Source organism: Variovorax sp. GW822-FHT04A09 (genome assembly GCF_058801005.1).
In genome coordinates this window covers 2297898-2323153 of record NZ_JBXAMV010000001.1, presented here as the reverse complement: position 1 = coordinate 2323153, position 25256 = coordinate 2297898, and the positions used below count along the sequence as shown (strand labels likewise).

Here is a 25256-nt window from a genome sequence, read left to right as displayed (position 1 = left end):
GTTTCCTGAGGGTTGAGAAAAAAGGGGAAGGCGACGCGCTCATGCGACGTTGCGCTGGCGGCCCTGCCAGAAGGGCTCGCGCAGCTGGGTCTTGAGCACCTTGCCGGCGCCCGACATCGGCAGCGTGTCGACGAAGGCCACGCTGCGCGGGCACTTGTAGCCGGCGATCAGCGTCTTGCAGTGGGCGACGATGTCCGCGGCTTCGGCGCGCTGTCCCGGCTTGAGGACCAGCACCGCGTGCACGCTCTCGCCCCATTCGTCGCTGGGGATGCCGATCACCGCGCAGGCTGCGACGGCGGGGTGCTGGGTGACGGCGTTCTCGACCTCGGCCGAGTAGACGTTCTCGCCGCCGCTGATGATCATGTCCTTGATGCGGTCGACCACGAAGATGTAGCCGCCGTCGTCCATCCAGGCGCCGTCGCCGGTGTGCATCCAGCCGTCGCGCACGGCGGCGGCCGTCTGTTCCGGCTTGCCCCAGTAGCCCTGCATCACGTTGGGGCCGCGCACCGTGACTTCGCCCACCGTGCCGCGCGGCACCTCGAGGCCGGCGGGGTCGACGATGCGCACTTCCATGCAGATGCTCGCGCGCCCCGCGGAGCGGTGCCGCCCCAGGCGGTGGCCCTCGGCCGTGTACGAGCTGGGCGGGTTGATCGTGGCCAGCGGCGCCAGCTCGGTCATGCCGTAGCCCTGAACGAAGTCCACGTGGGGCAGGGCGGCCATCGCGCGTTCCAGCACGGCTTCCTGCATCGGCGAGGCGCCGTAGAAGATGCACTGCAGGCTGGCGAGGTCGCGCGGCTCTTTCATCGCGGGGTGGTCGACCAGCATCTGGATCATGGTGGGCACCAGCAGCGTGTTGGTCACGCGGTCGCGCTCGATGGCATCGAGCACGCCCTGCGGCGTGAACATCGGGATGATCGTGTGCGTGTTGCCGGCGGGCCAGTGCGGCATGGCCAGGCCCATGTCGCCCAGGTGGAACATCGGGGCGGCATGCAGGTAGTTGCCGCCGCTCGGCGCCAGGCCCTCGGCCTGCATCGCCATGGCCGAGCTGCACAGGTTGGCGTGGCTGAGCATCACGCCCTTGGGAAAGCCCGTGGTGCCGCCGGTGTAGAAGATGCCGGCCAGGTCTTCGTCGCGGCGAACTGCGTCGGGAACGGGCGAGGCCGCGGCCAGGAGCGCCTCGTAGCCGTGCATGCCGGGCGGCAGCTCGCCGTCGTGCTCGCCGCTGCTGCAATAGATCACTTCGCGCAAGCTCCTGGATTCACCGCGCATCTTCTCGACCATCGGGCGGAAGGCCTCGTCGACCAGCAGCAGGGTCGAGCCCGAGTCTTCGAGCGAATAGAGAATCTCGGCGGCCGACCAGCGGATGTTGCAGGGGTTGAGCACGCCGCCGCCCCAGGGCACGGCCATCTGGTATTCGAGGTAGCGGTCGGAGTTGAGCGCCAGCATCGCCACGCGGTCGCCCGGCTTCATGCCCAGCTGCTGCAGGGCGCCCGCGAGGCGGGCGACGCGCTCCACGAACGCGCGGAAGGTGCGTGTGCGGCCGGCAAAACGCACGGCCACCTTGTCGGGACTCTGCTGCAGGGCGCGGTGCAGCGACTGGGTCATGTACATGGCGTTGTCTCTCGTTTGGTTCTTGGTCTGGGTTTCGCAGACCCTGGCCTGCGTGGCCCATGTTAGGAACCGATCGCCCTCGGCACGATGCCGTTTTGCGTTGTTCGGATGGCAGAACATCGCAATCTGCGCGGCGCGCGATCGGGCCACGCGGCGCTTGCATGACAGGCACGCGCCGGTGCACAGTCGGCCCGGCAACATCCACGCGACGCGGCCCGCCTTCGATGCTTCATCCTCCCCAAACGGTTTCCATCAGCTTCGTGCACGGCATCCTGTCCGGGGTGCGTGCGCGCGGCCAGCCGCTCGAGCCTTTCCTGGTCGAGGCCGGCATCGCGCCCGGCCTGCTCGGGCAGTCGGACGCGCGCGTGACGACGCAGCAGTACGCGAGGTTGTTCCGCGTGCTGACCGAGCGACTGGACGACGACTTCATCGGGCTGCTGAGCCGCCCGTTGCGGCGCGGGAGCTTCGCGTTGATCGCGCGTTCGGCCCTCGGCGCGCCCACGCTGCAGGTGGCGCTTCGCCGTGCGGCGCGCACCTTTCGCCTGCTGCAGGACGACGTGGTGCTGGAGCTGGTGTGCCGGGCCGACCTGGCCGGCGTCGTGGTGCGCTTCACCGAACCCGCTGCCACGCCGACGGTCTTCCTGCAGGAGGTGCTGCTGCGCACCGCGTGGCGCCTCATGGCGTGGATCGTGGGCGGCCAGTTGCCCGTGGTGCGCTTCGACTTCGCGTTCGGGCCGCCCGCGCATGCCGGCGGCTACGGCAAGATTTTTCCGGCGCCGCAGCGGTTCGACTGCGAGCTGTCGGCGTTCTGGTTCGACGCGGCACGCCTGAAGGACGTGGTGCGCCGCGACGAGGCCGCGCTGCATGTCTTCCTGGCCGATGCGCAGGCCCACATGATCGTGCCCAGGCGCACCGACGAAGGAATCGGCGCGCGCGTGCGCAGCCACCTGCAGCACGCGCAGCCCGCATGGCCGGACCTCGTGGCGACGGCCGCCGCGCTGCATGTCACGGTCTCCACGCTGCAGCGGCGGCTGGCGCTGGAGGGCACCTCGTTCCAGGCGCTGAAGGACGAGCTGCGCCGCGACACGGCCATCCAGCGGCTGAGCACGAGCGCCGTGCCATTGGCCGAACTGGCCGACGAGCTCGGGTTTGCCAACAGCTCGGCCTTCCAGCGCGCGTTCAAGTGCTGGACGGGCAGCGCGCCCGGGAGCTACCGCCGAAGCGGCGGCTTGTGATCGACGTCGCGGATGTCAGCCATCCGACACCGACACCGACGACGGCCGCCGTCCAGGCTGGGAGATGAAGCCGGCCGCCGGGACGGGCGACCCGCCACACAGGCTAGGCTGCCAATGCTACCGAATGCTGCTGCCAGTCCCCACGCTCCAGCAAGGCGGTCATCGCGGAGACCGGCGCGTGCTCGCGCACGGCGGGAATGACCTCGTCCGCCTCGTCCGGCGATCCGACCAGCACCGCGCCGACAAGCCGGCCCTCGGCGACCACCAGCTTGCGATAGATGCCTTGCGCAGGCTCGGACTGCGTCAACTCGAATTCGCCGGGCCGCGCGGCGTGCACCGAGCCCGCGGAGCGGACATCGATGCCCGAGACCTTCAGCGCGGTCACGGGCACATGGCCGCGATAGACGCGCTTGCCGCCCAGCGCATTGACGGCCGCGATCTCTCCCTGCTCGGCCGCCACGGCCCACAGGGGGATCGAGTGGCCCTCGAACTCGGCCACATCGCCCGCGGCATAGACATGGGCGGCACTGGTGCGCATCTGCGCGTCGACGATGATGCCGCGGCCGAGCGCCAGGCCGGCCGACTGCGCGATGTCGACGTTGGCGCGCACGCCGGTGCACACCACGACCACGTCGGCGGGAAGCTGGCGTCCGTCCTTCAGCACGAGCCGCGCCACGCGGCCCTCGCTGCCCGGCTCCAGCCGCGCGGCGTCGGCACCGGTCATGACATGGATGCCCTGGGTTGCCAGGTGCGCTTCCAGCAAGGCACTGGCCGGGGTGTCGATCTGCCGGTCCAGGATCTGGCCGCTGTTCGACAGCACCTGGACCTGCGCCCCGAGCTGCGCCAGCGCCTGCGCGGCTTCCAGGCCGAGCAAGCCGGCGCCCAGCACGACCGCGCAGGTGCCGTGGAAGCGCTGCATGTAGTCGCGGATCGCCATCGCGTCGTCGGCATCGCGCAGGACAAAGCTGCCCTCGATGCCGTAGCCGTCGAGCGGCGGGACCCACGCCGAACTGCCCGAGCACAGGATGAGCCTGTCGTAGCCCAGCGTCTCGCGGGTCGCCAGCGTGAGCTCGCGACGCTGCGTGTCGACGCCCGACACATGCGTGTTGAGCCACGCGGTGACACGGTGCTCGGCATACCACTGCTCGGGGAGCAGGTGCAGGCCCTGGACACCCGTCGGCATGCTGATCAGCTTGGCAATGGCCATCCGGTTGTAGGCGTTGTGGTTCTCGCGGCCGATGAGATGGATCTCGCAGTCGGGGTGGCGACGTCGCACATGGTCGGCCGCGGTCAGGCCGGCCACGCCGTTGCCCACGATCACGACGCGGCGGATCGACGCATCGAAGGGCACGACTTCGGGCTTGCGTGTTTCGCGCGCCGCTGGGGTCGCCTCCCGCTTCAGGTCGATGCGGATGGGCCCGGCATTGCGGATGCGCGCCATGCAGGCCAGGCGCGTGCCGTCGGCGCAGCCGAGCCGGGCCAGCGTCGCCCGCTCGTCGCTGCCGATGGGGGCGAGCCGTTCGCCGCCCGCCACGACGGCGATCGGGTCGGCGCCGCACACGCCGGAACGACAGCCGGCGTTGATGGGGGCGCCGCAGTCTTCGAGCGCCTCGAGCAGGGTCTGGCCCTTGCGGATGGGGGTCTTCGTGCCGGTGGGGTCGATGCAGAGTTCGGCAGGCTGCGGGGACGCATCCGCCGGAGCGGCCGCAGCGGCCTCGTTCTCCGGCGGGGCTGCAACCGGCGCCTTGCGCGCGGCGTCGTTCGGGCCGCGGTGCAGCCGCATCGTCTCGATGACGATCGGCGCCAGCCGGGAGCCGTCCCGGACACCCTTGCGCAGTTCACGGCGAAGGAACAGGCGCTCGACATGCAGCGACCGCGCGATCCACGTCAGGCTCGCGATGATCGTCAGGCCGCGCAGCGTGGCGACGACTTCGGGGGCGATGGCCATGCCGCTCAGGCTGCTCAAGGTGCTGACGACCAGCGGGGCGGTGAACCAGTAGTACAGCGAGAACGCGGCCGCCGCGAAGAGCACCGGCGACAGGTTGCGCGTCTTGCTGCCCAGCAATTCGATCAGGTTGAAGAGCGTCAGGCTGGCGGCCATGTAGACCAGCATCTGCATGACCGTGGAGACCGGGCCGATCTCGGCGGGCGAAGGCACGAGGTAGTAGCCGAGGATCAGGCCCGGAAAGACGCCCGCGAAGAAGCTGCGGAAGTTGCGGTACGCCGGGTTCGGGTCGTACTGGTCGGCCAGGTACGCCGCGCCGGGGTTGAGGTCGTAGCAGTTCTTGGCGCAGCCCACGCACGGTTCGCAGTGCGTGTTGGCGATGCGGATGAACGGCGTCTGGCCGTACAGCCGCTGCACCGGCAGCAGGGGGCAGATGCTGCTGCACCAGCCGCTCTTGCCCTTGAACAGCAGGCCGCCGATGAGCGCCGCCCCCATGGCTGCCGCCAGCAGGCCGGCGGTGGCCATGCCGTTGCCGTTGAACAGCAGCTTGCGCGCGACGACCGCGCAGATCAGCAGACCGATGCCGATCGGAAATGCCGCGCCCTGCGACAGGCGGCGGCTCGTGAGTGCGCGCGTGATGCCGAGCCTGCGGGGGATCTGGTTGATGGCGGCCAGCGGGCAGACGTTGCGCCACAGCCCGGGTGCCAGCATGAACACGAGCGGGAGCGAAGGCACGATCAGCCCCCAGAACAGCGGCATCGCGGTGGCGGGCCGCAGCGCCAGCATGACGGCCAGGGCCAGGGCCGAGGCGATGCTCACCACGCGCAGCGCGCGCCATACCGCTTTCGGCACGATGGTCGGCAGCTGCATGAAATTGGCGAAAACGAGAGCGGGAGAGGGCTTGAACATGGTTCGGTGGTACCTGCGTGAGAAGGTGTCGCCATTCATGCCCCGGGGGGACGCTGCGACAGTGGTGGCGCCATCGGTGAGTGATGGGGCTCTGCGAGTGGTGCGATTCTGGCCAGTCGCACGTCTTAAGGTTGCTATCTTGTGTGCGGCACGCTTACGAGTCTGAAGACGACGGGATCAGGTATTCAGGCGGTAGCCGACCCCGCGAATCGTGCGGATGATCTGCCGCCCGAGCTTGCGCCGCACGTTGGACAGGTGCACTTCCAGGGCGTTGCTCGTCGGTGCGCCGTGAATCCCCTGCACCAGCAATTCCACCTGGGCCTTGGGGACCGTGTGATCGAAGCGCAGCGCGAGCGCCTCCACCAGGTTCCATTCCCGCTCGGTCAGCGCGACAGGCATGCCGCAGCGGACCGTCGTCCGGCTGCCCAGGTCGAACTCGACGTCGCCGCACCGCACGCGCGGCGTTGCCAGGCCCGCGGCCCGGCAACGCAGTGCCCGCACCCGCTCGGCCACCAGCTCGGGGCGGCACGGCATCACCACGAAGTCGTCCGCGCCCGCGTCGAGGACCTCGGCCTGCGCGGTCGGGCCGGGCGCTCCCACCATCAGCATCAGGACCGGGGTGGTGATGTGCTGCACCCGCAACAACCGGACCCAGTCGAGTCCCGATCCGTCGGGCAACTGCGAGCTGACGAGCAGCACGTCGTAGGACTCGTTCTCCAGCACGTCGATGTCGCCGAGCCGCTCGACGCTGTCGAGCAGGAACCCGTTCTTGCGCAAGTGCGTGAACAGGCCGTCGTCGACCCGCGCGCGATCCTGAAGCAGAAGCAGTCGCATGGCGTCACCTGCATGTTCAGCGCCGTCATGGCCGCGAGCAGTCGCTGGTGCTGTCGGTACGTGCCATGGCATGCCTCGTCATTGGCGGGCCGGCGTTCTCCTGGACACGGAGACGGGCGCCGCGCTGTCGACCGGGGTGCGGCCGTGGGTTGCAAGCGCGGCATCGATGGCGTTCAGGTCCTCGGGCACCAGCGTGCCGTTGGCCTGCCGCAGCTTGAGATTGCCGAGCAGCACCGAATAGCGCGCCACCGCCAGGTCGCGCTTGGTCTGGAACAGCTGGCTCTGCGCGTTGAGCACGTCGATGTTGATGCGCACGCCCACCTGGTAGCCCATGCGATTGGCCTCCAGCGCGATCTGGCTGGAGACCTCGGCGGCTTCGAGCGCTTTCACCTGGCCGGCGGCCGACACCAGCCCCAGGTAGGTGGCGCGGGTGGCCTGGGCGACGCCGCGGCGCGTGGCCTCGAGCAGCGAGCGCGACTGGTCTTCGAGCGCCAGCGTTTCCCTGACGCGGTTCTCGATCGCGTAGCCGGCAAACAAGGGCAGGTTGAGGGAGACGCCCACGGTGAGGGCCTTGACCCGCGAGCGGCCCGGCGTGGTGTTGGTGCCCTGGGGGTTGTTCGTGACGTTGTAGCCCAGGGTCGCATCGAGCGTGGGCAGGTGGCCGGCCTGCGCCTTCTGCACCTCGAGCCCGGCCACGTCCAGGCCCAGGCGGGCCTGCTGGATCGCAGGGTGCCCGGCATCCGCGTGCGAGGTCCAGACCTCGATGTCGGCGGGCGCGAGCGGAGGCAGCACCACGGGCGCCGCCAGCGGCACGGGCACGCTGCCGGTGCTGCCGACGAGCTGGTCGAGCACGATCTTCTTCACCTGCAGGTCGTTCTCGGCCGCGATCTCCTGCGCGATCACCAGGTCGTAGCGGGCCTGCGCTTCGCGCGCGTCGGTGATGGTGGTGGTGCCGACTTCGAAGTTGCGCTTGGCCGATGCGAGCTGCTCGGCCACGGCCACCTTCTGCGCGCGCACCAGGGCCAGGCTGTCCTGGCTGGCGAGCACGTCGAAGTAGGCCTGGCTCACGCGCACGATGAGGTCCTGCTCGGCGATGGTGAGCACCATCTGCGCCACCTCGGCCTGCCGCTGGCCCTGCTCGTAGGCGGCCCAGTTGGCGGGGCGGTACAGCGGCTGCGTGGCGTTGATGCCGACGCTCTGGGTGTTGAACCCGCGCGTCGTCGCACTGCCTTCCGTCGAGAGGTCCTGCCGGGTGTGCGAGGCGCCGGCCGAGAGGCCGACGGTGGGCAGGATGCCGGCCTTGGACTGCGCCGCCCGCGCCAGCGTGGCCTCGTACTGGGCCCGCGCGCCCTGGTAGGTGGCGTCGTAGCCGCGCGCCGACGTGTAGATCTCGACCAGGCTCTGGCCATGGACGGGCCACGCGAAGCTCGCTGCGAGCACGGCGCCCCACGCCGGGACGAGACGCTTCCCGGTGGCGGGGACCCGTGAGCCCTGTCCACCGGGTGGGGGTCGGCGCAGGCGCTGGTTCAGACCGTGCTCCGAGGGGCGGCCTGCAAGATGGCGCCACCCGCGCGGCGAACCGCGGCCGGGCTGCGATCGACATGCAGGATGGCGGCCACGATCTGCTCGGGCGCCGCCAGCGCCGGCGCCATCGACCAGCGGTCGTAGACGTCGTTGCCGATGCGCACCATGCCGGTGTGGCGATTGATCTCCTTGTCGACCTTCGGGTCCGGGTCGTAGAAGCCCAGGGCGAAGCGCACGAGGTCGATATTGCTCCGGCTCCCGGTCAGGAAAAGCCAGCCCGGGTTCACGCTGTGCATCTCGGCGTAGTCGGCCAGGTGCTCCACGGTGTCGATCTCCGGGCGGATGGTGATCGAGTACATGAAGATGTCCCGGCCCACCCGAGAGGCCAGGCGCTCCTGCACGCGCAGGAGGTTGTTGGTCATGAGCGGACAGATGCCTTCGCAGTCCGCGTACATCATGTTGATGGCGACGATCTTTCCCCGGACCAGGTCGTCGTAGAAGTTCACCTTCGCCCCGGTGTGGGTCTTCAGTTCGACGTTCGGCATGCGACGCCCCGGGCGTGCAGCCGTTGCCGGCGCCTCGGCGGAGGCGGGCAGGCCGAACGCGTACAAGGACGCGACGCCCAGTCCGGCGATCAAGTGTCTGCGGTGGTTCATGAGAATCTCCTGAAAGTCATCGGCGTTCTTCACACGATGTCGAAGCGAACCATCATTGCGTGGTCCTCGTGGGTGAGGTTGTGGCAGTGCATCAGGTACTTGCCCGAGAAATCGCGGAAGCGCACGAGCACCCTCACGGTCATGAGCTCGCCGACGACGAAGACGTCCTTGCGTCCGCGCTCGTTCACGGGAATGGTCAGGCTCACGCCGTTGACGCTCTTGCTGAGAATCCGTCCTTCTTCGAAGTGCACGTGGATCGGGTGCTGCCAGCCGTTGTCGGGATTGATGAACTCCCAGATCTCGGCGGTGCCCCTGGTGACCCTGGCTCTGGCCGTGAGCGAATCGAAGAACAGCCCGTTGACGTTCCACATGCCGCTGTTGCGCTGGAACACCCAGGTGCGAACCGGCAGGGCCGCGAGTTCGCTGGCACTGGGCAGGTCGCGCAGCGGGCGCAGCACGCTCGGCACCACGCTCAGGTCGGGCGTCGGGGGCTGGCGATCGACGATGAACTTGAGCACGCGCGTGCCCGGCGACTGCACCGGGCCGGGCCGGCGGGTATCGACCTGCGTGAGCTGGTTGACGAGGTACAGCGTGGTGTTCAGCGGGAATCGCGAGAAGTCCACCACGATGTCCGCGCGCTCGGCCGGGGCGATCCGCACCCTCAGCTGGTTCACGATCGGTGCCGGCAGCAGGTTGCCGTCGCTGGCGATCTGGGTGTACGGGTACACGATGGTGCCGCCCGTGTTCTGCAGCACGAACTCGTAGAAGCGCGACGGCCCGACGTTCAGCAGCCGCAGCCGGTACTTGCGGCGTGCGACGCGCAGCACCGGCTCGATCTTGCCGTTGACCACGATCTTGTCGCCCAGCACGCCCTCGGGGTTGAGCTCGTCGAAGGTCAGCCGGCCGCCCGAGTCGAACCGCTTGTCCGAGAAGCTCAGGGGGTAGTCGTACGCGCCGCTGGGCAACCGCAGCCCCGTGGTCTCGTCGCCGGTGTCGAGCGTGTCGAAGACCATGTAGCGCCCGAACATGCCCTTGAGCACGTTCGGTGCGGTCACGCCTTCCGTGTGGTCGTGATAGAAGAGCGAGCCCAGGGCTTCGCGCGAATCGCCGAGGCCGCCGAATTCGTCGAAGCCGGCGTAGAGGTTGGGGTAGAAGTGATCGTTGAAGGTCCCCGGCGCGGTCAGCGTCACGCCGCCCTGGACGGCGCTGTAGAAGTCGCTCGCGAAGCCGTCGCTCTCCGACGGCGTGTGCATGTTGTGCAGGTGCGTGCTGATCTCGGGCGAGCCGAATCCCGTGTGGTTCTGCGGCAGCTGGTTGCGGATGCGGCAGATGACCGACTGCCCGTAGCGCGCGTGGATCGTGGGGCCCGGCGTGGTCACCCCCGGCGTGTTGCCTTCGTAGCCCCAGATGGGCTGCGGGGGGTAGTAGGGGTTGTTGCCGTTGAACAGCCAGGCCGGGTTCTCCTTGGCCGTCAGCTGGTACAGCAGCGGCGTGCCGGCCTTGCCGGGCACGGTCAGTTCCGCGTAGCGCTGGTGCGGCGCACGCCCGCACTCGCCGCCTGCGATGTTCGCGTTGAGGGTCGGGGCCGGGGTCAGCGTGGCCAGCGGTGTGAGCGGCGTGACCTGGTTGGGCAGGTCCTCGACCCACGGTGTCGTCGGCGGGCTGGGCGGCAGGGGCGTGGGTTGTGCGCGGGTCTTGCCCGGTGTCAGGACCAGGGGAGCGGCCGTGGCTGCCAGCGAGGCCTTCAGGAACGTGCGTCTCTTGCTGTGGGCGACAGGCGTCACGGGGTCGTGGTGGTTGGAATCCTTGCGCATGATGTATTCCCCTCGTTGACAGAGAACAGCCCCGCTACATCTGCCGTCCCGATCGGCGGATGGTGGAGGTGATGGGCTCGATGACGTACTGCAGCGCGGTCTGCGAGACGCCCGCGATGTAGACCTCGGCGGGCATGCCCGCCTGGAGCTTGAAGTCGCCGATGGCCCTGAGCGACTCGGCGTCGGCCAGGATCATCACGCTGTAGTAGGGCAGGTTGGTCTGGCGCTCGATCAACCGGTCGCCGGCGACATAGGTCACCTTGCCCGTGACCATCGAGGTGTTGCGGTACTTGAAGGCGGTGAACTTCACCCGCGCGCGCTGGTTGAGGTGCACGTTGCTGATGTCTTCCGGACGGATGCGCGCTTCGATCATCAACTGGGCGTCGCTGGGCACGATGTCCGCGATTGCTTCTCCGGGCCCGACCACCGCGCCGGGCGAGGTGAACTTCAGGTCGATCACTTCGCCGCTGGCCGGGGCCACGACGACCTGCCGCTGCGCCGCGTCGTTCGACTTGCGCTGCTCCTGCTCGATCTCGCCCAGGCGCTGGGTGGTGGCCTTGAGCTGGTCGCTCGCGGCCTTCACGTAGTCGTTGCGGATCGACTGGATCTTCAGGTCGATCTCCACCAGGCGCTGGGCGGCGCGCGCCAGTTCCGTGCGCCGCTCTTCGAGCTTGGCCGCGTACTCCATCACCACCGATTCGAGCTGGGAAATCCGGCTCGACGAAATGAAGCCTTCCTGGATCAGGCCGCGGTTGGCCTCCAGGTCCTGCCGCTGCAGGACGAGCGAGTTCTGCGCCTGCGCGATCTGCGCGTGCACGGCGACGATTTCCTGCTGCACGCGATCGCGCTGCGTTCTCATGAGCGAGGCCGCGCTGTCCAGCGAATGGCGCTGGGCCTGGAACAGCGCCGTCTCCTTGAGCAGGGCCTGGCCGATGCGATCGTCCTGCCGGGCCGCGCGCAGCAGGTCTTCGGGGAAGGCGAGCGTCTTGGCGACGGCCTGCTCGGCCTCCAGGCGCACCAGCATGGCGCGCTCCAGATGGACGCGGTAGCTCAGGCGGTTGCGGTCGGCGTCCACGCGCACGTCGCCCAGGACCAGGATCGGATCGCCGGCGTTCACATGCTGGCCGTCGCGCACCATGACTTCGCGCACGGTGCCGCCTTCCAGGTGCTGCACCGGACGGCGGTTGAGGTCCACCTTGACGAACGCGGGGGCCACCACCGCCATCGAGAGCGGGGCGAGGCCCATCCACAGGCCCAGGGGCAGGATCGCGCCGAGGATGACCCAGCATCCGCTTCGCGCGAGGCGTCGTGCGTGCTCCCGGCTGCTGCGTGGGGCGGCAACGGGAGGCATCGGGAGTGTGGCGGTGCTCATGGTGCGGGGTCCTTGTTCGCAACGGCGGCGCGGCGCTCAGGCGGCCTTCTGGTCCACGATCGCCTGGGCCTGGCGCTGCATGTCGCGCATCACCTCGCTCGCCGGGCCGAACTGCTGGATGCGGCCTGCGGCGAGCACCAGGATCTTGTCGACGTGGGCGATCAGCGACGGGCGGTGGGTGACGACGACCGAGGTCACGCCCGCTTGGCGCAGGCCGCTCATCGCCTGGGCGAGTGCGACTTCTCCTGCGCCGTCGAGGTTGGAGTTCGGCTCGTCCAGGATCACCAGCTGCGGGTTGCCGTACAGCGCACGGGCGAGCGCGATGCGCTGGCGCTGGCCCGGAGACAACCGCGAGCCGTGTTCGCCCACCGGCGTGTCGTAGCCTTTCGGGAGGGTCAGGATCATGTCGTGCGCATTGGCGCGCACGGCGGCGGCAACCACCGCTTCGGAGTCCACCTTGTCCAGGCGCGCGATGTTGTCCGCCACGCTGCCGTCGAAGAGCTCGACGTCCTGGGGCACGTAGCCGATGTAGGGGCCCAGCTCTTCGCGCGGCCAGTACGACACGTCGGCACCGTCGAGGCGGACCTTGCCGCTGCTGGGGCGCCACACGCCCGTGAGCACGCGCGCGAGGGTCGACTTGCCGGCCGCGCTCGGGCCGACGATGGCCAGGGCCTCGCCCGGCGCCAGCGCGAAGACGATGTTCGAGAGCACCAGGGTCTCCGAGCCGGCCGCGCGGTACGAGATGTTCTCCGCGCTCAGGCGTCCTTCGGGGCGCGGCATGGCGACATGCGGCTCGGTGCGCTCGAAGTCCTTCGACAGTTCCTGCAGGCGCCCGTAGGCCGCCCGCGCCTCGATCAGCGTGCGCCAGCTGCCCACGAGCTGCTCCACCGGCTGCACCGCGCGGCCCAGCAGGATGCTGGTGGCGATCATCACGCCGGCGGAGGCCTGCTGGCTCAGCACCAGGTATGCGCCCAGGGCCAGCATGAGAATCTGGATGGCCTGGCGCGCGGCCTTGGTCCCGGCGGTGAACGCCACGGTGCTGCGGCTGGCGCTGGTCTGCATGGTCGCGATCTGGTCCTGCAGCGCCCGCCAGCGCACCAGCAGGCGCTGTGTCATTCCCAGGGCCTGCAGCACTTCGGCGTTGCGCAAGGAACTCTCGACGTATTGCGCGGCGCGTCGCCCTTCGTTCTGCAGGGTTTCGAGCGACCGGCGGCTGATGCGGTCGTTGAGCCAGGCCAGGCCGAGCATGAGGAGCGCGGAGAACGCAGCGCCCACGCCGAGCGCGGGGTGGAACATCCAGATCACGAACACGTACACGAACACCCAGGGCGCATCGAACACCGCGATCAGGCCATTGGCGGAAAACACGGCGCGAAGCGCGGCCACGTCGCGGATTCCTTCTGTCCTCACGCCGCTCGGGGCGCGTGCGGCGCGCTCCACGATGGCGTTCACCACCGGTGGGGAGAGTCGCTCGTCCACCATGATGCCCACCACGTTCTGCAGCCGGGTTCGCAGGTAGTCCAGCAGCAGCAGGATGAACAGCGCCACGCCGGTCCCGGCGAGCAGCACCAGCAGCGTTTCATGGCTGCTGGTCGAGATGACCCGGTCGAACACCTGCAGGGTGAAGAACGCGGGCACCAGGAACAGCAGGTTGATGAAGAAGGAGAACGCCGCGATGTACAGCAGCAGCGGTCGCAGTTCCATCCACAGGGTTTTCATGTGCATCTCCTGTGGTTCTGTGGGGCGTTGCTCAGTTGACCTGCGGGTCCTGGGCCGCGGCCTGCGCCGCGGCTTCCAGCGACTTCACCCGCCGCACCAGCCGGTCGATGGTCACCATCTGCGCCGAGTAGGCGCGCGACAGTTGTTGGGTCGCGTCGCACAGGCCCTGGATGGCGACGCTCAGCTCGTCCTTCTTCGCGTTGACCATGCCGATGCGCGACATGATCAACGTCGCCACCTCGCGCGGGTCGGAGATGGAACGAGGGGCCTGCTGCGGGCTTGCGTTGTTTTTCTCGTCCATGTCGTTCTCCGTGGTCAAGGTCGTTGAAACGTTGGCGGTGCTCATGCCGACAGCACGAAATCGGCCTGCGTGATGGTGTTCGTTCCCACCCCGTTCACACCCATCAGCAGGATGCTTTCCAGGCCGTCGAACTCGACCAGCGTGTCGGCGCCCAGGTCGGTGATGGACACGTTGGCGGCAAAGTTGCCGGCGTTGATCCCCATCGCGGAGATGTTCAGCCGGTCCTGCCCGTTGAGCAGGTTCCCGCTGGCATCGAAGCCGAGGATCGTGTCGTTGCCGAACCCCGGCGCGAACACGAAGACGTCGTCTCCCGTTCCGCCGTCCATGGTGTCGTTGCCCGTGCCGCCGGTCAGCCGGTCCGCGCCCGCCCCGGTGCTGAGGGTGTCGTTGCCGCCACCGCCATCCACCACGTTCGCGGAATTCAGGAGAGCCACGGGCGCGAAGCTGATGTTGTCGTTGCCCTGGCTGCCGATCACGTTCTCCACCGAGCTCAGCGTGTCGGTGCCGGTCTCTGCGCTGGTGGCGGAGGTCGGCGTGACCGTCGCACCGGCCGAGGTGGCGGACAGGTCGTAGGTGTCGTTGCCGATGCCGCCGGCGTAGCTGTCGTTGCCGTCGCCCACCGTGGCGATGAAGGTGTCTGCGCCCGCATCGCCGTCCACCGTGTCGCTGTCCAGCCCGCCCGTGAGCCTGTCGTCGCCCGCCTGGCCGTTGATGGTGTCGTTGCCCGAGCCACCCAGCACGATGTCGTCGCCGGCGCCGGCACTGATGGTGTCGTTGCCACCCTGGCCGTCGATGAAGTTCGCGCCGCCATTGACGACGATGATGTCGTTGCCCTGGCTGCCGATGATGTTCTCCATCGTGTTGAGCGTGTCGGTGCCGATCTGCGCGCTCGTGGCGAGGTTGACCGTCACCGTCGCGCCGGCCGTGGTGGCCGACAGGTCGTAGGTGTCCACGCCGGCCCCGCCGACATAGCTGTCGTTGCCGTCGCCGATCGTCGCGACGAAGCGATCGTCGCCGCCACCGCCGTTCAGCGCGTTGGCACCGGTGTTGCCGGTCAGCGTGTCGTTGCCGGCACCACCGGTCACGTTCTCGATGTTCGCCACCGATTCGAAGCCCGTGGCCGTGCCGGTGGCCAGGTTCACGGTGACGGCCGTGGTCGTGGCACCGTAGCTCAGGGTATCGACGCCGCCCTGGAGGTCGGCCGTGACCGCCTCGACGTCGGTGACGGTGCCGCCCGCCAGGGACGCGATCGCCGTTCCCGTCAGCACCACCGCGAGCGTCTGGCCCAGCGCCGTGCCGGCGATGGTCAGCCGGTCGTTGGCACCCGCGCCGCCGTTGATCGTGTCCGCGCCGTCGCCGACGAGGTAGTGGAAGAGGTCGTCTCCCGCGCCGCCGCTGACCGTGTCGTTGCCGGCGCCGCCGGTGAGCGTGTCGTTGCCCTCGCCACCGGTCACGGTGTCGTTGCCGCCGCCGGCGTCGATGACGTCGTTGCCGCCCTGGCCGTCGATCACGTTCGCGCCGCCGTTGACGACGATGCTGTCAGCGCCCTGGCTGCCGATGAAGTTCTCGATGGAAGACAGCGCATCGGTGCCCGTCTGCGCGCCCGTGGCGGTCGTCGGGGTGATCGTCACGCCTGCCGAGATCGCGGACAGGTCGAGCGTATCGGTGCCGCCGCCGCCGGTGTAGCTGTCGTTGCCGTCGTTCACCGTCGCGACGAAGCGGTCGTCGCCGCCGCCGCCGTTGAGCACGTTGGCCAGCGCATTGCCCACGAGCACGTCGGCGCCGCCGCCTGTCGTCACGTTCTCGATGCCGGCGATCGAGGTGAAGCCCGAGGCCGTTCCGGCCGTGAGGTTCACCGAGATGGCCGCGGCGCTGGTGTAGGTCAGCGTGTCCACGCCGGCCAGCAGGTCGGCCGTGACCGACTCGACATTGCTCACCGTGCCGCCGGCCACCACCGTGAGCGCGGTGCCGTTGTAGCTCACCGCGAGCGCGTCGGCCGCCGCCGTTCCGATGACGTTCAGGGTGTCCAGCCCCGCGCCGCCGTCGACGGTGTCCGTGCCTTCGCCCATCGTGTAGTTGATGGTGTCGTTGCCGGCGCCGCCGGCGATGCTGTCGCTGCCCGCGCCGCCGTCGATGAGGTCGTCCTGGCCGAGGCCGTTGATGGCGTCCGCGCCGCCGCCGCCGAAGATCACGTCCTGGCCTTCAGTGCCCGTGAGGACCTGGGCGGCGTTGTTGGCCGCGATGAAGTCGCCCGTGACCACGGTGGCCGCGGAGCGCACCGTCTCGAGCGCGCCCGCATCGTCCGTGAAGCTCACCGTCAGGCGCAGTTCGCGGTTGACCTGGCCGGCGCCCGGCGTGAAGGTCGCCAGGGTGGCGCCCGCGATGGGCGTGAACCCGGCGGCGCCGCCGCCGACGCCCGTGTTGACGGCCTGTTCCCACTGGTAGCTGAAGACGGCACCCGTCAGCCCGTCCACGTCGCTGATGCCGAGGGTCGATGCCGTCAGCAGCTGGCCTTCGGTCGGCGTGGTGTCGCTGATCGTCGGCTGCCCGGTGGCCGCGGTGTTGAGGGCCAGCGGCGCGGTCGTGGCGGAGTACACGTTCTCCAGCACGTCGTTGGCGTCCTTGTAGACCGCCCGCACGCGCAGCGCCAGGCCGAGCTCGAAGGTCCGCGGCGTGAAGCTCGTGCCCGTGGCCCGGGCCACTTCGCCGCCGGCGTTCTCGATCAGGATGTCCTCGAAGATGCCGGGGCGGACCTCGGCCTGCCAGAAGTAGGCGATGGGGCCGGTGATCGCACCGTCGGGGTTGGTCGCGCTGACGTTGTCCGGGTCGGTCACGCCCAGGGCCGACACGGTGAGGGTCGCGCCCAGGGTGGGCGTGGTGTCGCTGAGGGTCAGCTGGCCTTCGGGATCGAGGTTGAAGCCTTCTTCCGCAATGAATGCCGCGCCATCGGAGAACTGCAGGCGCTCGATGTTGCGCACCACGTCGATGCCGTCGGCGCCGGCCACGCCGTCCACGACATGGCTGACGCGCCAGACATCGTTTTCGAGGAAGGTGATCTCGTAGTTGCCGAAGACGTCCGAGAAGACGGCCGTGTCGAAGTCCGGCGCATCCGACATCAGGATCTCGCGGGCAATGGTGAGTTGACCCGGGTTGTAGGTGCCGTCGAAGACGCGCCCCTGCAGCTCGAGGTCGGTCATGGTGTCATAGCTCGCGATCTCGGCGCCCGTTCCGTCGGCGTTCTCCCGCACGCTGATGCGCACGTTCAGCCAGGCATCGCCGTCGATGATGTCGTTGCCGCCGCGGCCCTCCAGCAGGTCGCTGCCGCCGCCGCCCAGGATGATGTTGCCGGCGAACGAAGTCACCGGTCCGTCCATCTCCATGCCGACACCGAGCACCTGGTCCAGGAGGCCCTGCAGTCCGTCGATGAGTTCGATGTGGGTCAGCACGCTGCCCGTGGTGCCCGACAGCGCCATCGCGGCCGCATCGTTGTCGTCGCCGCGCAGGACGTCGGCGTGCGCAGAGCCCGACATGCCCTCGACCGAAGTGAACCGCGCCAGCACGGTCGCGTTCGAGATCGGCACGGGCGTCTCGTCGAAGGCACGAAGGAACAGGTCGGCCGTGACGCCGAAGGCATCGTCCTTGAACCCGGCCCAGTCGAAGCCGGAGCCGCCTTCGTAGCGGTCCACCTGCCCGCCGTTGCCGAACATGATGTCGTCGCCGCCTTCGCCGTCCATCCGGTCGGAGATCGAGTTGCCGATGAAGACGTCGTGGCCCACCACCTGGTCGCGGGCGAAGGCGTCGAAGTTCTCGCCGGCGCTGCCGTCGGCCATGCCTTTCTCGATCCAGTCGTCGCCTTCGTTGCCGAACACGAACTCGTTGCCGCGGGCGCCGAGGATGAAGTCGTTGCCCGTGCCGCCGAACGCCTCGGACGGGTCTTCACCGGTGACGATGAAGTCGTTGCCGTGGCCGCCCAGGATCAGGTTGATGCCGTTGCCGCCGTGGATGGCGTCGTTGCCGTCGCCGCCCTGCATGTTGTCGTCGCCACCCAGGTCCGTCATGATGTCGTCGCCGGCCCCGCCGAAGACGAAGTCGTTGCCGTCCCCGCCTTCGAGCCGGTCATTGCCGGCGTCGCCCCACAGCGTGTCGTCGCCGATGCTGGAAATGATGGTGTCGTTGCCTGCGGTGCCGCCCAGAACGACGTGGTCCTCACCGCTGTACTGCAGGTAGTTCGGATCGGCCGCTTCGGTGCCGGGGTTGTTGCGCAGCACCAGTGGCGTCAGGCTCCCCTCGGCCGTCGGATCGTCGCGCCCGTCGAGCCCCAGGCCAGTGAACTGCCGGGACGGGTCCACCTCCAGCGTGAACCCCGGCGTCGTGAAGATGTCGCCGGGCAGGTGCTCGACATCGGTGTTGGCCATCACCAGCCGGGCGAAGGAGTTGTTCTCCAGCTCGGTGAGGAAGTTCAGGCCCTGCGTGCGCTCCAGGTAGTAGAAGCGGTCGCCGTCCTGCAGCTTCTCCATCTGCTCCTCGAAGACGAAATTGAAGGTCGAGCCCAGCAGGCCGCCGAACGGCATCTGCTTTTCGGCCAGGCCGCCGATCCACAGGTCGATGTCGTCGACGCCGGTGGTCGTGATGCCGGCCTCGTCGGCGTAGGCATTGCGTCCGTACAGGAAGTCGAGCCGGTCCTCCGGCGCACCGATGCCGCCGTAGACCAGCGCCACCGCCGCCGCGCGCTTCTCGATCAGGGTGTCGGCGGCGGCCAGGCTGGCGTGCACGCCGTAGGCCGCAATGAAGTTGACCACCGAGGCCTCATGCTTGATGTGCTGCATGAAGTCGACCCAGTTCGCGTAGGGCTTGAGCTGGCTGTCGCCGGTCACGCTGTAGAAGTCGCGCCGCGCGGCGTTGAGTGTCGGCACGCCGGTGTCGCGCCCGCGCACGATGTTGATCGTCGCCAGGTCGAGCGGCAGGCCGAGCAGGTTGTTGCGCAGGGCCTCGGTCACGAACTCGTCGATCTCGTTGCCCTGTTGCCGCGTGAGGCCGCGCGCGAGCGCGCCGGCCGCTTCATCCGCCGTGATGCCGCTGGCGGCGAACGCGAGCGGATTGAGGAAGGCCTCGATCAGCCCGAGCTGCTGCGCGGGGTCGGCCGTGCCGCCGATCACGTTGAAGTCGACGTCGAAGCGGTCCACCGTCTCCGTCAGCATCGAGTGGCCGAAGCGGTACACGGTGTGGGCGAACTCGGCGACGATCGATGGATCGATCTCGGTGTCGTAGACCTGGGTGGCGGCAAAGAAGATGTCGATCTGCGGCTGCACCTTGCGCGCGAACTCCTCGAACACCAGGTGCTGGTACTGCATCTCGGTGCCGAAGCGGGCGGCCTGGAACAGGCGCTCGCCGTCCCACGAGCCATCGGGCAGGTGCCATTCGGCAATGAAGGCCGCGTCGCCCGACGCCATGATCACCGCCTTGGTGTGTTCGACCAGCCGGTTGTGCTCGGCGTGGAACACATGGTGAATGCTGGTCAGCGCGATGTTCTCGTTGACCCGGCCGTCGCCTGCGATGTAGTGCGCATCGAGCAGTTCGTCGTCGTAGAAGCCCGCGGCCGGCGTGCCGCCGATCTGGTCGTCGGCATCGGCCGTCAGCGCGACGCCCTGGCTGTTCACCGGGTTGGCGGTGTGGGCGATGTCGGCCAGGAACACGTGGCCCGTGCGCACGGCCAGGCTTGCATCGATCGGCGCGCCCGGCGAGCCCGAGGCCAGCGTGCCGCCGGCCTGCAGCACGATCTGTGCGAAGCCGGTCACCGGGTCGGGAATGAAGTTGCCGTACTCGTCGGCCGCCAGCAGCGGCAGGTTGAGCGCGTCGGCATTGTCCAGCGCGATGCCCAGCAGGTCGCGCGCCTGCGCCTTGACCACCGCCCAGGTGGCCATGCCGCCCAGCTCGATGTCGTCGGCCGTGCCGAAGAGGCCGTCGGCACCGAGGTCGCGGTTGGTGATCAGCCGCCCGGTGGCGACCGGCTTGCCGTCGGCGTTGAGCTCGTAGGCGCGCAGGAAGACCTGGTGCGAGGGGTGCGACGTGTAGGTCTGGTTCTGGTCGATGAAAGGCGTCGTGAGGTTCGTGGCCTCGTGCGTGGTGTCGTCCGCGGTGCCCATGACGCCGTCGGCGCCGGGTCCGGCAACCTGGGTGGCGCGCGTCAGCACCAGGAAGTTGCTGTTGCTGCCCGACACGTAGAGCGGATCGTCGGGCTGCAGCGGGACGAAGATGGTGCCGTTGCCGCCCTTGGCCACGAGGTCCAGGCCGTGGTCGAAGAACTGGCCGAAGAAGGTCATGAAGGCGTTGAACGGCGCCGAAAGGCCTTCGTCCGGCGCGGTGTTCGGAATGACCAGCAGGGTGCCGACGGGAATGGCCACGCCGTCCAGGTCGTACAGGACACCGTCCACCAGCGTGCCCAGGCCCGCGTCGACGAACGCGCTCACCGCCGCCGGATTGTTGCTCGTCATGTCGACGATCAGGTTGCTGATGATGCGCGGGTCGGCGTCCACCACATTGCCGCTGGGGCCGTAGTCGGTGTTGGTGAGCGTGCCCCCCGGGCCGAGGTTGATGCTGTCACCGTCCTGGTCGTTGCGGAACACCGGATCGACCAGGCGCGGGAACACCTGGTCCGCGGCGCCAAAGCCGGACTGGCCCTGCACCAGGTTGTTGTAGGAGCCGTCCACCGTGCGAAGGCCGAGCGGCGCGCGCGCGTTGTCCAGGATGTCGGTCAGCGCCTCGCCGTTCGCGTGTCGCTCCGAGATCTTGATCTGCTCCAGGATGAACTGCAGGTCGGACTGGAGGAAGCGCACGCCCGCGCTGTCGACCAGCGCGGAGGAAGGCGCCGGCGCCGGCGGCACGACGGCCGCCACGCCGGTGACCGCCGCGGTGGGCGCGGAGTACACGGTTTCCAGCACGCCGTCGGCATCGCGGTAGACGGCCCGCACCCGGATGGCCAGGCCGTCGAAGGGCGCGGTGACCCGGAAGGTCGTGCCGTTCACCGTGGCGGGCTGGCCGCCGCCCAGGTCGATGATGTCGCGGAACACGCCCGGCGCGCGCGTCGGGTCGGCCTCGTACTGCCACGTGTAGCTGATCGGTCCGGTGACCGTGCCGCCAGGATTGTCCGCATCGGTGAGGGCGGCCGACACGCTCAGGAGCTGGTTGATCTGCGGCGTGTCGTCGCTGATCGTGACCGAGCCGCCCGGTGCGTTGTTGCTGCCGGACAGCAGCTGGACGGCGTCGGAGAACTGCAGCCGCTCGATGTTGCGCAGGATGTCGGTGCCGTCGGTGCCGACGTTGTCGGTGACGGTGGTACGGCCGTCGGCGCCGGTGGTGACGGTGTAGTTGGCGCGCAGCCCGGAGAACATCGCGGTGTCGTAGTCGGCGCTGTCGGACATCAGGATCTCGCGCACGATGCTGAGCTGGCCCGGGTTGATCTCGCCCGAGAGCATGCGCGGCACCAGCTCCTTCAGGCTGTCGACGCTGGTGAGGCCGGGCACGCCCGAGACGGCGATGCGCACGTTGAGCCAGGCGTCGCCGTCGATGATGTCGTTGCCGCCGCGGCCCTCGATGAGGTCGCTGCCGTCGCCGCCCAGGATGATGTTGCCCTCGCCGAACGAGGTCATGCCCGCGGGCAGCAGGCCTTGCAGGCCGTCGATGAGCGCGATGTTGGTGAGCACGCTGCCGGTCCAGCCGGCCTGCAGGATCTCGACGGCGTCGGCGTCGTCGCCGCGCAGGAAGTCGGCGAAAGCCGATCCCGACAGGCCTTCGGTGAAGGCGAAGCGGTCCATCATCGCGGCGTTCGAGTTGACCACCGGGGGCACCACGAAGTCGTTGACGATCATGTCGGCGGTCACGCCGTACTTGTCGAACTTGTAGCTGGCCCAGTCGAAGCCGGAGCCGCCGTCGAAGTGGTCTTCGCCGTCGGAGCCGGTGAAGATGTCGTCGCCGCCTTCGCCGATCAGCTCGTCGAAACCGCCGCCGGAGATCAGGACGTCGTTGCCGATGACGCTGTCTTGCACGAGCGGGTCGAAGCTGTCGCCCGTGGTGCCGTCCTGGGTTCCCAGCTCGATCCAGTCGTGGCCCTCGTTGCCGAATGTCGGCAGGTTGCCCTTGCTGCCCAGGACGAAGTCGTTGCCCTGGCCGGCAAAGACTTCGGAAACGTCCTCGCCGGTGATGATGAAGTCGCTGCCGTCCCCGCCGATGATCAGGTTCGCGCCGTTGCCGCCGTGGATGACGTCGTTGCCCTCGTTGCCCTTGAGCACGTCGTCGCCGCCGCGGTCCGTGATGATGTCGTCGCCCGCGCCGCCCTCGACCTGGTCGTTGCCGTCGCCGGACTCGATGCGGTCGTTGCCGCCGTCGCCGTAGATGGTGTCGTCGCCGATGCTGGCGATCAGGGTGTCGTTGCCGGCGGAGCCGCCGAGCACCACGTGTTCGTCGCCCGTGTAGCGCAGGTAGGTGGTCTCCACGGCCGCGGTCGTGGGATCGTCACGGATCACCAGCGGGGTGAGTTCGGTGCCGCCCTCGGTCGGGTCGCCGTGACCGTCCACGCCGATGCCGGTGAACTGGCGCAGCGGGTCGACTTCGAGGATCAGGCCCGGGGTCGAGAAGATGTCGGCCGGCAGGTGCGTGGCGTCGGTGTTGAGCATCACCAGCTTGGCGAAGGTGTTGTTCTCCAGTTCGGTGAGGAAGTTGAGGCCGGCCAGACGGGAGAGGTAGTAGAAGCGGTCGCCGTTCTGCAGCGCCTCCATCTGCGACTCGAAGACGAAGTTGAAGGTCGAGCCCAGCAGGCCGCCGAAGGGCATCTGCTCTTCGGCCAGGCCGCCGATCCACAGGTCGATGTCGTCCACGCCCGTGGTGGTGACACCGCCGACCATCGCGTAGATGCCCGTGCTGTTCAGGAAGGCGAGCCTGTCTGCTTCGTCTGCAACGAAGCTGCGCTCCGCGGCCGTGCCGGCGTTGAGAACCACGGTGCCGCCGAAGACGAGTGCGGCCGCCACGGCCCGCTTCTCGGCCATCGTGTCGACGTCCGCGGCGGTCAGCGCGCCATGCGTGCCGTACGCCGCAATGAAGTTGATGACGGAGGCTTCATGCTTGAGGTGCTGCGTGAGGTCGACCCAGCTCGTATAGGGCTTGAGCTGCGGGTCCGCGGTCGAGGTATAGAACTCCCGCCGCGCTTCGTTGAGCGTGGGAATGCCGGTGTCCCGGCCGCGTGCGATGTTGATGGCGGCGAGGTCCAGCGGCAGGCCCAGGAGCTGGTTGCGCACCGCGTCGGTGACGAACTCGTCGATCTCGTTGCCCACCTGCCGGGTCATGCCGCGCACGATGGCGCCGGCCGCCTGCTCCGGCGTCAGTGCGCCGTCGTTGTTGAACCCGGTCGGGTTGAGGAAGGCATCGACCAGCGCGAGATCGCTCGACAGGAAATTGGGGTCCAGCCGGTCCACGGTCTCGGTCAGCATCGTGTGCCCGACGCGGAAGACCGCGTGTGCGAACTCGGCGACGATCGCCGGATTGATCGTCGTCTGGTAGTTGGTTTCGGCCAGGAACTCGTCGACGGCCGGCTGCATCTTGCGCGCGAACTCTTCGAACACCAGGTGCTGGTACTGCATCTCCGTCGCGAAGCGGGCGGCCTGGAAGATGCGCTCGCCGTTCCATGAACCGTCGGGCAACTGCCATGAGGCAATGAACGCGGCGTCGCCGGTGGCCAGGACGGTGGCCTTGATCTCTTCGGCCTGCCGGTTGTGCTCGGAGTGGAAGACGTGGTGGACGGAGGTCAGGGCGATGTTTTCGTTGCCGCGGCCGTCGCCGGTGATGAAGTGACGGTCCAGCAGCTCGTTGTCATAGGTGCCGGGTTCCGAGAGGCCGACGGCCGAGTCGCTGTCGGGCGCCAGCACGCCGCCCACGAACACGGGCGCCGCGGCATGCGCGATGTCGTTCAGGAAAGCATGGCCGGTGCGAACGCCCACGCTGGCGTCGAGGGGCGCGCCGGGCGTGCCCGAGGCGAGCCCGTTGCCGTCCGGGTCCAGCGGCCCGCCGACGTCGGCGGCTCGCAGCACGATCTGCGCGAAGCCGGTCACGGGATCGGGGATGAACTTGCCGAACTGGTCCGTCGCCAAGAGGGGCAGGTCCAGCACGTCGGCGTCGTCGAGCTGGATGCCGAGCATCAGCGCCTGCGCCTTGACCTGGGCCCAGTTGGCAAGGCCGCCGTCGGCGCCATCGAGCAGGCTGCCCGTGGCCACCGGACGGCCGTTGGCGTCGAGCACGTACTCGCGCAGGAACACCTGGTGCGAGGGATGCGAGGTGTAGGTCTGGTTCTGATCGACGAAGGGCGTCGTCTGGTTGGTCTGGTCGCCGTTCGCGTCGCGTGTGGCGCGCGAAAGGATCATGAAATTCGGGGCGCCGGGGGCCGTACTGAACAGCGGATCGTCCGGCTGCAGCGGCATGAAGATCATCTCGGTGCTGCTCTTGTTGACCAGGTCGAGGCCGTGGTCGAAGAACTGGCCGAAGAAGGTGAACCATGAATTGAAGGGCGCCGAGAGGCCTTCGTCGGGCGTGGTGTTCGGAATCTCCAGCAGCGTGCCGGGGGGAATGACGACGCCCTGGAGGTCGTACAGGACGCCGGCTGCGTCGAGCGTTCCGAGGCCCGCGGCCACGAAGGCGCTCACCGCCGCGGGGTTGTTGCTGGTCATGTCGGCGACCAGGTTGCTGATCAGCCGCGGGTCGGCATCGACCACGTTCCCGGCGCTGCCGTAGTCCGTGTTGGTGATCCCTGCGAAGGCGTCGTCCTGCTCGTTGCTGTAGGTCTGCGGCACCAGCTGCGGAAACGGGTTGTCTGCGGCACCGAACTCGCTCTGGCCCGGCATCAGGTTGTTGTACGACCCGTCGACCGTCCTGAGGCCGAAGGGCGCAAAGGCGTTCGGGACCAGGCTGGCGGGGTCTGCTCCCGCTGCTTGTGCTTCCGCAATGAGAATTTGTTGAAGAATGAATTCGAGATCGGACCTGATCAGCGTGGCCATTTCTATTCTCCTCAAGACGAACGACTTTCAATGCAGCCCCGGTCCCGCCTACATGGCGAAAAGGCTCATGTAGCGTGGCTCAGGAGTGACCGCGCGCCTGGAATTGCCAGCCGCGGGTTTTTCGAGGAAGTGATGCAGCGCGCGACCCGGTGGCGGTCACGCCTGGGGAGCGACTAGGATCGTCGTCGGCCGCTCAGGCACCGCAGCGGGGCGGTGCAGCAAATATCCATTGCGCGATGCCGGTCAGGCGCGATGCCGGCATGGAGATGAAGCCCGCATTTCATGCGGACCTTGATTCGA

The 25256-nt window shown here is 68.6% G+C and carries 11 protein-coding genes; 1 reads left to right on the top strand and 10 read right to left on the bottom strand.

Annotation, left to right across the window (positions count from 1 at the left end; genetic code table 11):
• Positions 1-39: 39 nt before the first annotated feature.
• Positions 40-1611: a long-chain-fatty-acid--CoA ligase gene (locus AC1RLW_RS10700; RefSeq protein ID WP_492694893.1), complete on the bottom strand. Its 1572-nt coding sequence runs from the start codon at positions 1609-1611 to the stop codon at positions 40-42.
• Positions 1612-1835: 224 nt separating this feature from the next.
• On the opposite strand from AC1RLW_RS10700, the gene AC1RLW_RS10695 reads away from it, so the two are divergent.
• Positions 1836-2846 carry an AraC family transcriptional regulator gene (locus AC1RLW_RS10695; RefSeq protein ID WP_492694894.1) on the top strand — a complete coding sequence of 337 codons (1011 nt, stop codon included), beginning with the start codon at positions 1836-1838 and terminating at the stop codon, positions 2844-2846.
• Between the two features lie 103 nt (positions 2847-2949).
• Here AC1RLW_RS10695 and AC1RLW_RS10690 read toward each other — a convergent pair whose 3' ends face one another.
• From AC1RLW_RS10690 to AC1RLW_RS10650, 9 genes are all read right to left on the bottom strand, one after another.
• Complete coding sequence (locus tag AC1RLW_RS10690) at positions 2950-5661, bottom strand: FAD-dependent oxidoreductase (protein ID WP_493192998.1); 2712 nt, start codon at positions 5659-5661, stop codon at positions 2950-2952.
• A 216-nt stretch (positions 5662-5877) separates the two neighbouring features.
• On the bottom strand, positions 5878-6534 hold the full coding sequence (locus tag AC1RLW_RS10685) for a winged helix-turn-helix domain-containing protein (protein WP_493192997.1): 657 nt from the start codon (positions 6532-6534) through the stop codon (positions 5878-5880).
• A gap of 78 nt (positions 6535-6612) precedes the next feature.
• Positions 6613-7974, bottom strand: coding sequence for a TolC family outer membrane protein (locus AC1RLW_RS10680; RefSeq protein WP_493192996.1), 1362 nt, complete (start codon positions 7972-7974; stop codon positions 6613-6615).
• Positions 7975-8060: 86 nt separating this feature from the next.
• Positions 8061-8714, bottom strand: a complete 654-nt coding sequence (locus AC1RLW_RS10675) for an SCO family protein (RefSeq protein WP_492738436.1) — start codon at positions 8712-8714, stop codon at positions 8061-8063.
• A 29-nt stretch (positions 8715-8743) separates the two neighbouring features.
• The gene (locus tag AC1RLW_RS10670; protein WP_493192995.1) at positions 8744-10528 is read right to left on the bottom strand and encodes a multicopper oxidase domain-containing protein; all 1785 of its coding nucleotides are present in this window, start codon (positions 10526-10528) and stop codon (positions 8744-8746) included.
• A gap of 34 nt (positions 10529-10562) precedes the next feature.
• Positions 10563-11900: an HlyD family type I secretion periplasmic adaptor subunit gene (locus AC1RLW_RS10665; protein ID WP_095744454.1), complete on the bottom strand. Its 1338-nt coding sequence runs from the start codon at positions 11898-11900 to the stop codon at positions 10563-10565.
• Between the two features lie 36 nt (positions 11901-11936).
• Positions 11937-13619, bottom strand: coding sequence for a type I secretion system permease/ATPase (locus AC1RLW_RS10660; protein WP_095950015.1), 1683 nt, complete (start codon positions 13617-13619; stop codon positions 11937-11939).
• 31 nt (positions 13620-13650) lie between these two features.
• Positions 13651-13920 (bottom strand): hypothetical protein, encoded by a 270-nt coding sequence (locus AC1RLW_RS10655; protein WP_143599160.1) that lies wholly within the window; start codon positions 13918-13920, stop codon positions 13651-13653.
• 41 nt (positions 13921-13961) lie between these two features.
• The gene (locus AC1RLW_RS10650) at positions 13962-24956 is read right to left on the bottom strand and encodes a peroxidase family protein (RefSeq protein WP_493192994.1); all 10995 of its coding nucleotides are present in this window, start codon (positions 24954-24956) and stop codon (positions 13962-13964) included.
• Between the last annotated feature and the right edge of the window lie 300 nt (positions 24957-25256).